This is a genomic window from Pseudomonas sp. GW821-FHT05D12, from assembly GCF_059419825.1.
In genome coordinates this window covers 163,974-177,228 of sequence record NZ_JBWKSN010000014.1, presented here as the reverse complement: position 1 = coordinate 177,228, position 13,255 = coordinate 163,974, and the positions used below count along the sequence as shown (strand labels likewise).

Below are 13,255 nucleotides of genomic sequence, written 5' to 3'. Positions count from 1 at the left end.
GGAACGGGTCAGCAAATCCAGACCAAAAAAAAACGCCAACCCTAGGGTTGGCGTTTGTGTGCAGCGCTTAGCGTATCACTGCGGCTTCTTGCGACCAAAACCTGGACGCTGACCCGAACCGGCCGGGGCGCCACGGCGCTTGCCAGACGGCTCGTCCGCGACCAGTTTCGGCCCGGGGCGTTTGTTTGCCGCCGGCTTGGCTGGACGCTTGGTGCTGGCGTTATCCGCTGGGCGATCGGCTTCACCACGGTTGCTGCGACCGCCGCTCGGCGCTTCACCACGGGCCGGACGCGGCGCACGTGGAGCACGCTCGCCTTCCTGACGCGACGGCGCCGTCGGGCGACGCTCGCCTTCGATGTGCGGCTCACGCGAGATACGCCCACCGGTCGCCGGCGCATTCAGGGCCGGGCGCAAGGTGCGCGCCACGCGCTCGGTACGCGCAACAGGACGCGAGGATTTACGCTGCATACGCTCAAGCTTGTCTTTGCTCTTGGCGTTCATCTGCGGCATCGCGACCGGCGTCAGGCCGACTTCGGCGCTGAGGATGTCGACTTCGTACTGGCTCATTTCGCGCCAGCGGCCCATCGGCAGGTCGGAGTTGAGGAACACCGGACCGAAACGCACGCGCTTCAGGCGGCTGACCACCAGGCCCTGGGATTCCCACAGGCGACGCACTTCACGGTTACGGCCTTCCATCACCACGCAGTGGTACCAGTGGTTGAAACCTTCGCCGCCCGGTGCCTGCTTGATGTCGGTGAACTTGGCCGGGCCGTCTTCCAGCACCACGCCGGCCTTGAGGCGTTCGATCATCTCGTCGTCGACTTCACCGCGTACACGCACGGCGTATTCACGGTCCATCTCGTAGGACGGGTGCATCAGGCGGTTGGCCAGTTCACCGTCGGTGGTGAACATCAGCAAGCCGGTGGTGTTGATGTCCAGGCGACCGATGTTGATCCAGCGGCCTTCCTTGGGCTTGGGCATCTTGTCGAACACGGTCGGGCGGCCTTCCGGGTCGTCACGGGTGCAGATCTCGCCATCTGGCTTGTTGTACATGATCACGCGGCGCACCGATTCGGCGGCCTCTTCACGCTTGATGACCTTGCCATCAATGGTGATTGCATCGTGCAGGTCGACGCGCTGGCCGAGGGTGGCCTCGACGCCGTTGACCTTGATGCGCTTCTGGGTGATCCAGGCTTCGACGTCGCGGCGCGAGCCCACGCCGATACGCGCCAGCACCTTTTGCAGTTTTTCGCCTGCTGGGCCGATTTCCTGGCTGTCGTTCTGGTCTTGGTCGTTCATCTTAAGCACCTCCCGGTGGGTCGATTCAGGCGTGGCCTGAAGAGTGTTGAAAGCGGGGCTTTGGGGCAATAGCGCGCCAAAGGGTCGCGAATCATACGCGCATGGCGCGCGTTGCGCATCAGAGACTAGTCGATTGGGCCGCCATCATTTGCTTTTCCGCCGACCGGTGGCCCCCAGCGCCAGCAGGCGCAGCTCGGCTTCGGCAAGCACCGTGCGCTTGTCGGCTTTGTCGAGTTTCTTCCAGGCACGGATCTCGCGCTTGCTGCGGCCACAGCCGACACAGATGTCGTCGTTGAATTTGCAGATGCTGATGCACGGGTCTTTGGTGGAACTCATTGAAATCCTCCCAGGCACTGGTTTTCTGTGGGAGCTGGCTTGCCTGCGATGGCATCACCTCGCTATAGCAGAAAGACCGAGTCGCCTGCATCGCAGGCAAGCCAGCTCCCACATTTTGAAGCGGCATCAGTCTTCGAATTGGCGGCGCTCGGCTTCGATGGCTTCGGCCAGCGCCTGGGCTTCGGCTTCTTCGTCGCTCAGCGACGGTTGTTCGAGGGCGGCGACGGCGGCCAGGAGCTTCTCGCGAGCTTCGGCGACACCGAGGATGTCTTCTTCGGGTTCAGGCTCAGCTTCTGCTTCGACTTCAGCCTCAACTTCAACGTTCACTTGGGCTTCAGCCTCAACTTCAACGTTCACTTGGGCTTCAGCTTCAACATCAACGTCCACTTGGGCTTCAGCTTCAACATCAACGTCCACTTGGGCTTGCGGCTCGGCAGCCCCATCACGCAGCAAGTCGTCGAAGTCGGTCTTGATGCCCTGCTCCATGTCGTCCAGTTCCAGCAACAGGGTGTGGAAACTGGTTTCGTCCTTGGGCTCTTCCGGCTCGGCGCTGGCGTCGGCCAGTTCCTGCAGGCTCGCCGGGACCGGCGCGTCGTCGAAGTCGAGCACCGGCTCGGCTTCCATTTCGCGCAGCTCGGCCAGGGGCGGCAGGTCGTCGAGGTTCTTCAGGTTGAAGTGGTCGAGAAACACCTTGGTGGTGGCGAACATCGCCGGTTTGCCGGGCACATCGCGATAGCCGACGATGCGGATCCACTCGCGCTCCAGCAAGGTCTTGACGATATGGCTGTTGACCGCCACGCCACGCACATCCTCGATTTCGCCGCGGGTGATCGGCTGGCGATAGGCGATCAGCGCCATCGTCTCGAGCATCGCCCGTGAATAACGCTGCGGGCGCTCTTCCCACAGCCGGCCCACCCACGGGGAAAATTTCTCACGAATCTGCAGGCGATAACCCGACGCCACTTCGCGCAGCTCGAAGGCGCGGCCATCGCAGGACTTGCGCAAGATCTCCAGGGCTTTCTTGAAGACTGGCGGCTCCGGGCGCTCGGCTTCCTCGAACAGTTCGAACAGGCGCTCCAGGGATTGCGGTTTACCCGAGGCCAGGAGAAAGGCTTCCAGCAGCGGCGCCAGTTCGCGGGGTTCAGTCAGATTCATCGATTCAGCTCTTTATTCGGCTCGCGCCCGCACGTGGATAGCCGCAAAAGGCTCATTCTGGACCAGCTCGACCAAGGATTCCTTGACCAGTTCGAGGATCGCCATAAAGGTCACCACGACGCCCAGGCGCCCTTCTTCGGCAGTGAACAGCTCGACAAACGGCACAAAACCGCCGCCCTTGAGGCGTTCGAGTACATCGCTCATGCGTTCACGGGTCGACAAGGCCTCGCGGCTGACCTGGTGGCTTTCAAACATATCGCCACGGCGCAGCACCTCGGCCATGGACATCAGCAATTCTTCCAGGCTTACGTCCGGCAACAATTTGCGCGCCCGGGCCTCGGGGGCATCGAGCTTGGGCACCACCACATCGCGGCCCACGCGGCTCAAGCCGTCGATGCCTTCGGCGGCAGCCTTGAAGCGCTCGTACTCCTGCAGGCGGCGGATCAGTTCGGCGCGCGGGTCGTCCTCTTCGGCCTCGATCGTCTCCGAGCGCGGCAGCAGCATGCGCGACTTGATCTCGGCCAGCATGGCGGCCATCACCAGGTACTCGGCGGCCAACTCCAGGCGCACCGACTGCATCAACTCGACATACCCCATGTACTGACGGGTGATTTCCGCCACCGGGATGTCGAGGATGTTGATGTTCTGCTTGCGGATCAGGTACAGCAGCAAGTCCAGCGGGCCTTCGAAGGCTTCAAGGAAGACTTCCAGCGCGTCCGGCGGGATGTACAGGTCCAGCGGCATTTCCATGACCGCCTGGCCATACACCATGGCAAACGGCAGTTCCTGCTGGGCGCCCGCCTGGCTGTCGACGGTTTCCACGGCCGACATTCAGGCCTCGGCCATGAAGGGGGCCGGGTCGCCGCAACCCACGCGGATCACTTCGGGTTCGCCGTCCGCCAGGTTGATCACGGTGGAGGCCTTGCCGCCGCCGAAGCCGCCGTCGATGATCAGGTCCACCTGTTTTTCCAGGAGTTGGCGCATTTCGTACGGGTCTTCCAGGGGTTCGGCGTCGCCGGGCATGATCAGCGACACGCTCATCAGCGGCTCACCCAACTCGGCCAACAGCGCGAGGGCGATGGGATGCTCGGGCACGCGCAGGCCGATGGTGCGTTTCTTCGGGTGCAGCAACAGGCGCGGCACTTCGCGGGTGGCGTTGAGAATAAAGGTGTAGGGCCCCGGCGTGTGGGCCTTGAGCAGGCGGAAGGTGCCGGTGTCGACCTTGGCGAACAGCCCCAGCTGGGACAGGTCGCTGCAGATCAGCGCGAAATTGTGCTTGTCATCCAGCTGGCGTAGGCGTCTTACACGCTCGACCGCGCCCTTGTCGCCGATCTGGCAACCGATGGCGTAGGACGAATCGGTGGGATAGATCACCACGCCACCGGCGCGAATGATCTCCACGGCCTGTTTGATCAGGCGCGCCTGGGGGTTTTCCGGATGAATCTGGAAGAATTGACTCACGTGTTCTACCTGTTCAGACGGTGGCAATAATGGGGTCATGCTTGAATCGCCCCCACAAGAGCGGCAAGTCTTCCGGGACGGGGCGATACTCGCCGATCTCGGACCAGCCGCCTGGGCCATGAAAATCACTGCCGGCACTGACCAGCAGACCAAATTCGCGGGCAAGAATCGCCAAGCTGCCCACCTGTTCGGCGGGTTGATAGCCGTTGACCACCTCAATCGCGTGGCCGCCCGCTCCAATATAGTCGCCAATCAGCTTGCGGCGCTTGCTGCGGGTGAAATCGTAATGCCAGGGATGCGCCAGGCTGACCCAGGCCCCGGACGCCCGCAGGGTCTCGACGGTGTCCTCCAGGGTCGGCCAGTGTTGCTTGACGTCACCCAACTTGCCGGCGCCCAGCCATTTGCGAAAGGCTTCGGCGCGGTCCTTGACCAAACCTTCGCGCACCATCCAGTCGGCAAAGTGCGGACGGGCCGGTGCATTGCCGCTGTCGCCCAGTTCCTGCTGGATGGCGCGGGCGCCGTCGAGCGCGTTGGGCATGCCTTTGAGGGCAAGTTTTCGGCTTATTTCTTCGGACCGCAGCCAGCGGCCATCGTGCAATTGGGCGATGGCCTCGACCAGGGGCGGGGCGTTTTGATCGAATCCATAGCCCAGCACATGAATGGTGGCGCCACCCCAGGTACAGGACAATTCCACCCCGTTGACCAGCTGCATGCCCAGGGCATGCGCTGTTGCGCGGGCTTCATCGAGGCCTTCGAGGGTGTCGTGGTCGGTCAACGCCAGGACTCGCACGCCTTTTTCAAACGCACGCGCAACCAATACCGCGGGCGCCAGGGCGCCGTCGGAGGCCGTGCTGTGGCAGTGCAAATCAACATTCACGGGAGTGTGTAACCTCAAGTCAGCTGGCGCTTTCGCTACCAAGGATGTTTGTTATTATGCCGCCACATCCAGCTTCTGGCTCTTACTGTGAAACAATTCATCGACTTCATCCCGCTGTTGCTGTTTTTCATCGTTTACAAACTCGACCCCAGGGTCATCGATATTGCCGGCCATGAACTGACCGTCGGGGGCATCTACAGCGCCACCGCCGTGCTGATCATCAGCTCCATCGTAGTCTACGGCGCCCTCTTCATCTCCCAGCGCAAACTGGAAAAAAGCCAATGGCTGACCCTGGTCGCCTGCCTGGTATTCGGCAGCCTGACCCTGGCCTTCCACAGCGAGACCTTCCTCAAATGGAAAGCCCCGGTGGTGAACTGGCTGTTTGCCCTGGCCTTCATCGGCAGCCACTTCATCGGCGATCGCCTGCTGATCAAGCGGATCATGGGCCACGCACTGACCCTGCCGGAGCCGGTCTGGACACGTTTGAACGTGGCCTGGATCGTGTTCTTCCTGTTCTGCGGCGCTGCCAACCTGTTCGTGGCCTTTACCTTCCAGGACTACTGGGTCGACTTCAAAGTCTTCGGCAGCCTGGGCATGACCGTGCTGTTCCTGATCGGCCAGGGTATCTACCTGTCGCGCCACCTGCATGACACCGACCCTACTACGCCAAAAACCGAGGACTGACATGCTCTACGCCATCATTGCCACCGATGTTGCCAACTCGCTGGAAAAACGCCTGTCCGTGCGCCCGGCACACCTGGAGCGCCTGAACGAGCTGCAAGCCGCAGGTCGCCTGGTACTCGCCGGCCCGCACCCGGCCGTCGACAGCAACGACCCGGGCGCCGCCGGTTTCACCGGTAGCCTGGTGGTTGCCGAGTTCGCCTCCCTGGCCGATGCACAGGCCTGGGCCAAGGCTGACCCGTATGTTGCGGCAGGCGTCTACGCCGATGTCATGATCAAGCCATTCAAGCAAGTCCTGCCTTGACCCAGGCGTGTGTCGAACCTAATACGTGCGGCACACTCCTAATTGCTCATTATTCTCGGTAACCTGCCGACAACGTTCTGAATATTCGTGTGGAATCAGGAGTTCCGATGCGCTTACGTCAGTTGTGTCTGTTGGCAGTGGTAATGATCGGGGCTACGGCCCACGCTGAAGAAACCTCGAACACCGGCAGTTCCACGCCCCTGTCCTTGAGTGCCGGCGCCCAGATCACCGAGTTGCAGCAACGCTTGAAAGAAAGCGAACGGCTGCGGGAAGAACTGAGCAAGCAACTGCAGGGTGCGGATGCGACGCGCGAAAGCGCCCAATTAAGTCGTCTTCGCCAAGAGAACCAACGCCTGGCCCAGCAACTCAAAGAGACACAAGGCGGTGCCTTGACCCGATGGCTGACCGAGCAACAGCAATGGTTTGTCACCGGCGGGGCGGTCGCCCTGATCGCCTTGCTGTGCGGGATCTTCGCCAGCGGTGGGCACCGTCGCCGTCGACAATGGCTAAATTGAGTGAGTCATGAGCGAGCTGTTACTGATAGATGATGACCAGGAGCTCTGCGAGCTGCTGACCAGTTGGTTGAGCCAGGAAGGCTTCCAGGTGCGCGCCTGCCACGATGGCTTGAGCGCCCGCAAAGCCTTGGCCGACAGCGCCCCGGCAGCGGTGGTGCTGGACGTGATGCTGCCCGACGGAAGCGGCCTGGAACTGCTCAAGCAACTGCGCAACGACCACCCGGAGTTGCCGGTGCTGATGCTCTCGGCCCGCGGCGAACCGCTGGATCGCATCCTCGGCCTGGAACTCGGTGCCGACGACTACCTGGCCAAGCCCTGCGACCCGCGCGAGCTGACCGCGCGCCTGCGCGCCGTGCTGCGCCGCAGCCATCCGGCCGCCGTATCCACCCAACTGGAACTCGGCGACCTGTGCTTCAGCCCGGTGCGCGGCGTGGTCAGTATCGACGAACAGGAATTCGCCCTCACCGTTTCCGAGAGCCGCCTGCTCGAAGCCTTGCTGCGCCAGCCCGGCGAACCACTGGATAAACAGGAACTGGCGCAGATCGCGCTGGGCCGCAAGCTGACCCTTTACGATCGCAGCCTGGACATGCACGTCAGCAACCTGCGCAAAAAGATCGGACCGCACCCGGACGGACGGCCACGGATCGTCGCGTTGCGCAGCCGCGGCTATTACTACAGCCTCTGAGTTTCACGCACTCTCCTGTGGGAGCGGGCTTGCTCGCGAATGCGGTGGGTCAGCACATGCATAGGCTGACCTACCGCATTCGCGAGCCAGCCCGCTCCCACATTTGAATACCCAAATCCCCACAGTTTTGTCAGTTCGCAACAAAACCCTCTTTACCCAAGCTTTACCCACACCTGACCGCCGCTGACCTTGATCTCCGTAATCTACTCACATCCGGACTCACCGGAATAGAGACAGGAGAATCACCATGCGCAAGACCCTTATCGCTTTGATGTTCGCCGCTGCCCTGCCGACCGTTGCCATGGCCGCCATGCCAGACGGCCCAGGCCCGATGGGTGAACCTTCCGGCCACATGATGGGTGGCCCAGGCCACGGCGGTGAACACGGTCCGCGTGGCAAAGGCGGCCCTTTCAGCCAGCTGGACCTGAGCAAGGAACAGCGCCAGCAGATCGGCAAGCTGATGGGCGACCAATGGCACGCTCGCAAAGACCTGGTCAAAAAGTACCTGGACAAACTCCCGGCCGCCGACCAGAAAGCCATGCAGGATGAAATCGCCGCCGGCAAGCAGAAAACCCAGGCGGATATCCGTGCAGTCCTCAAGCCTGACCAGCAGAAGAAGTTCGACGAGATCGTCAAGAAGCAAGCCGAGCGCCGCGCCGAGTGGAAGGAATTCCAGGCCTGGAAAGCGCAACAGCCGCAAAAAGCGCAATAATGTTCTAGCTTCACTCCCCCAGCCCAGTGGCTCGCGCCGCTGGGCTTTTCCTGTTTGAGGGTTTCCTGTGCGTTCATTGTTCTGGCGCATCCTGGCCAGTTTCTGGCTGGCCATCGCCCTGGTTGCCGGGTTGTCGATCCTGCTTGGGCACATGCTCAATCAAGATGCCTGGATTCTCAGCCGCCACCCCGGCCTCAATAACCTCGCCGAAGAGTGGACTCAACTCTACGAGACCCAAGGCGAGGATGCCGCCCAGGACTTGCTGCAACAGCGCAAGCGCCAGTACCACATCGACGTGCAAGTGCTCAACGAAAGCGGCGAGCCGGTCGTGCGGGGCACCTTTCCGCGCCGCGCCGCCGCGTTCGAAGCCCGCCAGAATGACAGCCAGGACGGCCACCTGCCCTGGCGACGCCTGACCGCCGAGTACACCAGCGAAAAAACCGGCGACACCTACCTGCTGATCTATCGCATCCCCCATCCCGAGCTGGACGCCTGGCACCGCAGCAGCCTGCTGTGGCCGTTGAGCGCATTGGCCATCGCCCTGGTGGTGCTGACCCTGTTCAGCCTGCTGGTGACGCTGTCCATCACCCGCCCCCTCAGCCGTCTGCGTGGCGCAGTGCATGACCTCGGCCAGGCCACTTACCAGCAGAACAGCCTGGCGCGCCTGGCCAACCGCCGCGATGAGTTCGGCGTGCTGGCCACTGACTTCAACCGCATGGGCGCCCGCCTGCAAAGCCTGATCGGCAGCCAGCGCCAGTTGCTGCGCGACGTCTCCCACGAGCTGCGCTCGCCGCTGGCCCGCCTGCGCATCGCCCTGGCCCTGGCCGAACGCGCCAGCCCCGAAGAACGCGAAAAACTCTGGCCGCGCCTGACCCGCGAATGCGATCGCCTGGAAGCGTTGATCAGTGAAATCCTGGTGCTGGCGCGCGTCGATGCCGATAACGCCAGCGCCGAAGACGTCGACCTCAACAGCCTGCTCAAGACCCTGCAAAAAGACGCCCAGCTCAGCGCGCCGGAGCAGGTGGTGCAACTCACCGCCCAACCCGATCTGCGCCTCAAAGGCTGGCCGACCATGATCGAACGCGCGGTGGACAACCTGCTGCGCAACGCGCAGCGCTTCAACCCGAAGGGCCAGCCGATCGAATTGCACGCCCATCTGCACGGCGAGCACATCCTTATCAGCGTGCGCGACCACGGCCCCGGCGTGGATGCCGAACACCTCAGCCAATTGGGCGAGCCGTTCTACCGCGCCCCCGGCCAGACCGCCCAGGGTCACGGCCTGGGCCTGGCGATTGCGCGGCGTGCGGCGGAACGCCATGGCGGCAGCCTGATCCTGGCCAATCATCCTGAGGGCGGGTTTATCGCCAGCATCGACCTGCCATTGGAGCCTGGGGTTGCCACATCGGCCTGATGATCTTCTATAGTGGCCCTTCTCTTAAGGAGGGCCTTTGATGACTGACCTGCTGACTCCCATCCAAGCCGCACTCGATCTACCGCCTACTCCATTGACCGTGACCGAGGCCGGCGCCCTGCCCTCGACCTTCGCCGTCACCGACCTGGCCAGTGCCAGTATCGGTGCCGCCGGCCAGGCCGTGGCCCAACTGGTGCTGGCAATGACCGGCCGCTTGCCCGCCGTGAGCGTGGACCGACGCCTCGCCTCCTTCTGGTTCTCGTCGTCCCTGCGTCCGGTGGGTTGGCAAACGCCACCGCTGTGGGACCCGGTGGCCGGCGACTACGCCAGTGCCGACGGCTGGATTCGCCTGCACACCAATGCGCCCCACCACCGGGCCGCCGCCGAGCAAGTGCTGGGCAAAGTCGCCGACCGCGCCGAAATGGTCAGCAAGGTCGCCGCATGGAACGCCGCCGAGCTGGAACAGGCGATTGTCGACGCCGGCGGCTGTGCGGCACAGATGCGTTCGTGGCAAGCCTGGCAGCAACATCCGCAAGGGCTGGCGGTGAATGCCGAGCCGCTGGTGCAGCGCCAGACCTTCGCCACCACCACCGCAAAAACCTGGACAGGCTCGGTAGCGCGCCCGCTGGCGGGTATCAAGGTGCTGGACTTGACCCGCGTATTGGCCGGTCCCGTCGCCAGTCGTTTTCTCGCCGGGTTGGGCGCCGATGTACTGCGCATCGACTCACCGACCTGGAACGAGCCGGGCGTGGTGCCGGAAATGACCCTCGGCAAACGCTGCGCGCGCCTTGACTTGAAAACGTCCGAAGGCCGGCAGGTATTCGAAGCATTGCTCAAGGACGCCGACATCCTGTTCCACGGTTACCGTGCCGATGCCCTGGAACAGCTGGGCTATAGCGCCGCCGAGCTGCAAAGCATCGCCCCGGGCCTGATCGACGTGAGCCTCAACGCGTATGGCTGGAGCGGCCCGTGGCGCAATCGACGCGGCTTCGACAGCCTGGTGCAGATGAGCAGCGGGATTGCCGACGCGGGCATGGCCTGGAAACACGCGGATAAACCGGTGCCACTGCCGTTGCAGGCGCTCGACCATGCGACCGGCTATCTGATGGCGGCCAGCGCGATTCAAGCCTTGAGTGAGCGGTTGAAATCCGGGCGTGGCGGATCGGCGCAGTTGTCGTTGGCGCGTACGGCCAAGTTGCTGGTGGAGGCGGGTCAGGTGCCGGAACAGGTGGCGTTGCGGGCTGAGGAACCCGGCGATCAAGGGCTGGTGGTGGAACAGACCGCCTGGGGTCAGGCCCATCGGCTGCTGGCGCCGTTGACCATCAGCGGTACGCCGTTGCAGTGGGATTTGCCGGCCGGGGAATTGGGCTCACATCGGCCGCAGTGGTAGCCTTTCGAGCGTTATCGCAGGCAGGCCAGCTTGCACAATTTGAGTGGTAGACACCCTCAAATGTGGGCGCTGGCTTGCCTGCGAAGAGGCCCTGCCCGCCCCCTCAATCCGCCCGCTGCAGCGACGTCCACAAATGCTGCGCCGCATACGCCCTCAACGGCCGCCACGCCTCGGCCCGCGCCAACAGCTGCCGCGCCGAAACCGGCCCGCCTTCCAGCGCCGCCAGCGCATTGATCAAGCCGATGTCCCCCGACGCAAACGCATCCGCCTCGCGCAGTTGGCGCATGGCGATGTACTGCGCAGTCCAGTCACCAATCCCCGGCAGCGCGACCAGCCGCGCCACCCCGTCCTTGAGGCTGGCCTTGGGCTCGAACACCTGCGGATCATCCAGCAATGCCTGGGCCATGCCGGACAAGGTGCGACCGCGCGCCTTGGGCATGCCCAGCGCAGCCAGGTCCGCCGCCGCCAACACCTGCGGCGTCGGGAACGCGTGGGTGATGCCGACGTGCGGCGTATCCAGGGGCTGGCCATATTGTGCAACCAACTTGCCCGCGAGGCGGATCGCCGCGACTACTGTGATCTGCTGACCGAGCACGGCACGGATCGCCAGTTCCAGGCCATCCCAAGTGCCCGGCACCCGCAGCCCGGGCCGCGCGGCAACCAACTGCGCCATCAACGGGTCCTTCGCCAATTGCCGGTTGATCAAGGCCGGTTGGGCGTCCAGGTCAAACATCCGGCGCAAGCGCCGCTCGATCTCGGGAAACGCCGCCGGCTCGGGAAAATCGACGCTCACCTCCAGCCAATCGCCGTCACCCGGCGCGACACTGATCCAGCCGTGTCGCCCATCCACGCTGATACTGCGCCGGTACACGCCAGCCACCACCGTCTCGAGCCCGGTGATCGCCCGCGCCGACAAAAAACCCAGCATTGCCGCCCAGTCATAGGGCGGCTGATACGCCACTTTCACAACGACAACACCCCGCTGTACAGCCCATACGCCGCCAGGCTGGCGCCGGCAACTACGCAGCTGAAGATGCCTTTTTCCACGTGGGTGAACAAGGGTTGGGCCTGCTCGCGCTTGGCCAGTGCAAACAGCACCACACCGGGCGCGTACAGCAGCGCCGACAGCAGCAAGTATTTCAAGCCACCGGCGTACAGCAGCCACACCGCGTAGCCGAGGGCGACCAGGCCCACCAGCAAATCCTTGAAACGCTGGCGCTGGGCGCCCTCATAGGTTTCGCCGCGCCCGCTCAACAACACCGCATAGGCCGCCGACCACAGGTACGGCACCAGGATCATCGAGGAAGCCAGGTAGATCAGGGTGGTGTAGGTGCTGTGGGAAAACAGCGTGATCACCAGGAAAACCTGGATCATCACATTGGTCAGCCACAGCGCATTGACCGGCACCTGGTTGGCATTTTCCTTTTTCAGGAAGGCCGGCATGGTCTTGTCATGGGCGGTGGCGTAGAGGATTTCCGCGCACAGCAGCGCCCACGACAGCAAGGCGCCGAGCAACGACACGGCCAGGCCGATGCTGATGGCCATCGCACCCCAGGGCCCGACGATGTGCTCGAGCACACCGGCCAGGGACGGATTTTGCAATTGCGCCAACTGCGGCTGGCTCATGATCCCCAGGGACAACACATTCACCAGCACCAGCAGTGCCAGCACGCCGAGAAAGCCGATCACCGTGGCGCGGCCGACGTCCGCGCGTTTCTCGGCCCGCGCCGAATACACGCTGGCGCCCTCGATGCCGATAAACACGAACACGGTGACCAGCATCATGTTGCGCACCTGGTCGACCACGCTGCCGAACTGCGGGTTGCCCAGGCCCCAGATATCGCGGGTGAAGATATCGGCCTTGAACGCCAGGCCGGCGATCACGATAAACATCAGCAACGGCACGATCTTCGCCACCGTGGTGATCTGGTTGATGAACGCCGCCTCCTTGATCCCGCGCATCACCAGAAAATGCACGGCCCACAGCAGCAGGGACGCGCAGCCGATGGCCACCGGCGTGTTGCCATGGCCAAACACCGGGAAGAAGTAGCCGAGCGTGCTGAACAGCAACACGAAGTAACCCACGTTGCCCATCCACGCACTGATCCAGTAACCCCAGGCCGACGAGAACCCCATGTAGTCGCCGAACCCGGCCTTGGCGTAGGCGTACACCCCGGAATCCAGCTCCGGCTTGCGGTTGGCGAGGGTCTGGAACACGAAGGCGAGGGTCAGCATGCCGACGGCGGTGATCGCCCAGCCGATCAATATCGCGCCGACCTCGGCGCGCGCGGCCATGTTCTGCGGCAAGGAGAAAATCCCGCCGCCGATCATCGAGCCCACCACCAGGGCAATCAGGGCGCCAAGCCTAAGTTTCTGGGCCGGTTGAGACATGAATACTCCTGGATAATTATTAAATTGAGCTGACAACC

General features: G+C 63.3%; 15 protein-coding genes. 7 read left to right on the top strand and 8 right to left on the bottom strand.

Annotation, left to right across the window (positions count from 1 at the left end; all coding sequences use genetic code 11):
* Positions 1–75: 75 nt before the first annotated feature.
* The 6 genes from rluB to AC07SI_RS24760 form a co-directional block, all read right to left on the bottom strand.
* Complete coding sequence (gene rluB / locus AC07SI_RS24785; RefSeq protein ID WP_106802764.1) at positions 76–1,299, bottom strand: 23S rRNA pseudouridine(2605) synthase RluB; 1,224 nt, start codon at positions 1,297–1,299, stop codon at positions 76–78.
* A 144-nt stretch (positions 1,300–1,443) separates the two neighbouring features.
* Positions 1,444–1,635 carry a DUF1289 domain-containing protein gene (locus AC07SI_RS24780; RefSeq protein WP_044267786.1) on the bottom strand — a complete coding sequence of 64 codons (192 nt, stop codon included), beginning with the start codon at positions 1,633–1,635 and terminating at the stop codon, positions 1,444–1,446.
* 126 nt (positions 1,636–1,761) lie between these two features.
* On the bottom strand, positions 1,762–2,790 hold the full coding sequence (gene scpB / locus AC07SI_RS24775) for an SMC-Scp complex subunit ScpB (RefSeq protein ID WP_495006677.1): 1,029 nt from the start codon (positions 2,788–2,790) through the stop codon (positions 1,762–1,764).
* 12 nt (positions 2,791–2,802) lie between these two features.
* Positions 2,803–3,621, bottom strand: a complete 819-nt coding sequence (locus AC07SI_RS24770; RefSeq protein ID WP_057960502.1) for a segregation and condensation protein A — start codon at positions 3,619–3,621, stop codon at positions 2,803–2,805.
* Complete coding sequence (locus AC07SI_RS24765; protein ID WP_065908929.1) at positions 3,622–4,251, bottom strand: L-threonylcarbamoyladenylate synthase; 630 nt, start codon at positions 4,249–4,251, stop codon at positions 3,622–3,624.
* Between the two features lie 13 nt (positions 4,252–4,264).
* Positions 4,265–5,128 (bottom strand): PHP domain-containing protein, encoded by an 864-nt coding sequence (locus AC07SI_RS24760; RefSeq protein WP_065908927.1) that lies wholly within the window; start codon positions 5,126–5,128, stop codon positions 4,265–4,267.
* An 87-nt stretch (positions 5,129–5,215) separates the two neighbouring features.
* Here AC07SI_RS24760 and AC07SI_RS24755 point away from each other — a divergent pair, with 87 nt between their 5' ends.
* The 7 genes from AC07SI_RS24755 to AC07SI_RS24725 all read left to right on the top strand — a co-directional run bounded on the left by AC07SI_RS24755 (position 5,216) and on the right by AC07SI_RS24725 (position 10,826).
* Positions 5,216–5,812, top strand: coding sequence for a septation protein A (locus tag AC07SI_RS24755; RefSeq protein WP_065908925.1), 597 nt, complete (start codon positions 5,216–5,218; stop codon positions 5,810–5,812).
* Between the two features lies 1 nt (position 5,813).
* The gene (locus AC07SI_RS24750; RefSeq protein ID WP_495006676.1) at positions 5,814–6,113 is read left to right on the top strand and encodes a YciI family protein; all 300 of its coding nucleotides are present in this window, start codon (positions 5,814–5,816) and stop codon (positions 6,111–6,113) included.
* 107 nt (positions 6,114–6,220) lie between these two features.
* Positions 6,221–6,628, top strand: coding sequence for an SH3 domain-containing protein (locus AC07SI_RS24745; protein ID WP_065908920.1), 408 nt, complete (start codon positions 6,221–6,223; stop codon positions 6,626–6,628).
* Between the two features lie 7 nt (positions 6,629–6,635).
* The gene (locus AC07SI_RS24740) at positions 6,636–7,313 is read left to right on the top strand and encodes a response regulator transcription factor (RefSeq protein ID WP_003193803.1); all 678 of its coding nucleotides are present in this window, start codon (positions 6,636–6,638) and stop codon (positions 7,311–7,313) included.
* Positions 7,314–7,560: 247 nt separating this feature from the next.
* Positions 7,561–8,025, top strand: a complete 465-nt coding sequence (locus tag AC07SI_RS24735) for a Spy/CpxP family protein refolding chaperone (RefSeq protein WP_065908918.1) — start codon at positions 7,561–7,563, stop codon at positions 8,023–8,025.
* Positions 8,026–8,092: 67 nt separating this feature from the next.
* Positions 8,093–9,436, top strand: coding sequence for a sensor histidine kinase (locus tag AC07SI_RS24730; protein WP_120449689.1), 1,344 nt, complete (start codon positions 8,093–8,095; stop codon positions 9,434–9,436).
* A 40-nt stretch (positions 9,437–9,476) separates the two neighbouring features.
* Positions 9,477–10,826, top strand: a complete 1,350-nt coding sequence (locus tag AC07SI_RS24725; RefSeq protein WP_495006675.1) for a CoA transferase — start codon at positions 9,477–9,479, stop codon at positions 10,824–10,826.
* Between the two features lie 103 nt (positions 10,827–10,929).
* Here the strand turns inward: AC07SI_RS24725 and AC07SI_RS24720 are convergent, their stop codons facing one another.
* Positions 10,930–11,793, bottom strand: coding sequence for a DNA-3-methyladenine glycosylase family protein (locus AC07SI_RS24720; RefSeq protein WP_282397737.1), 864 nt, complete (start codon positions 11,791–11,793; stop codon positions 10,930–10,932).
* Positions 11,790–13,217 carry an arginine-ornithine antiporter gene (gene arcD / locus AC07SI_RS24715; protein ID WP_282397736.1) on the bottom strand — a complete coding sequence of 476 codons (1,428 nt, stop codon included), beginning with the start codon at positions 13,215–13,217 and terminating at the stop codon, positions 11,790–11,792. Before arcD ends, AC07SI_RS24720 begins: the two co-directional genes overlap by 4 nt.
* Between the last annotated feature and the right edge of the window lie 38 nt (positions 13,218–13,255).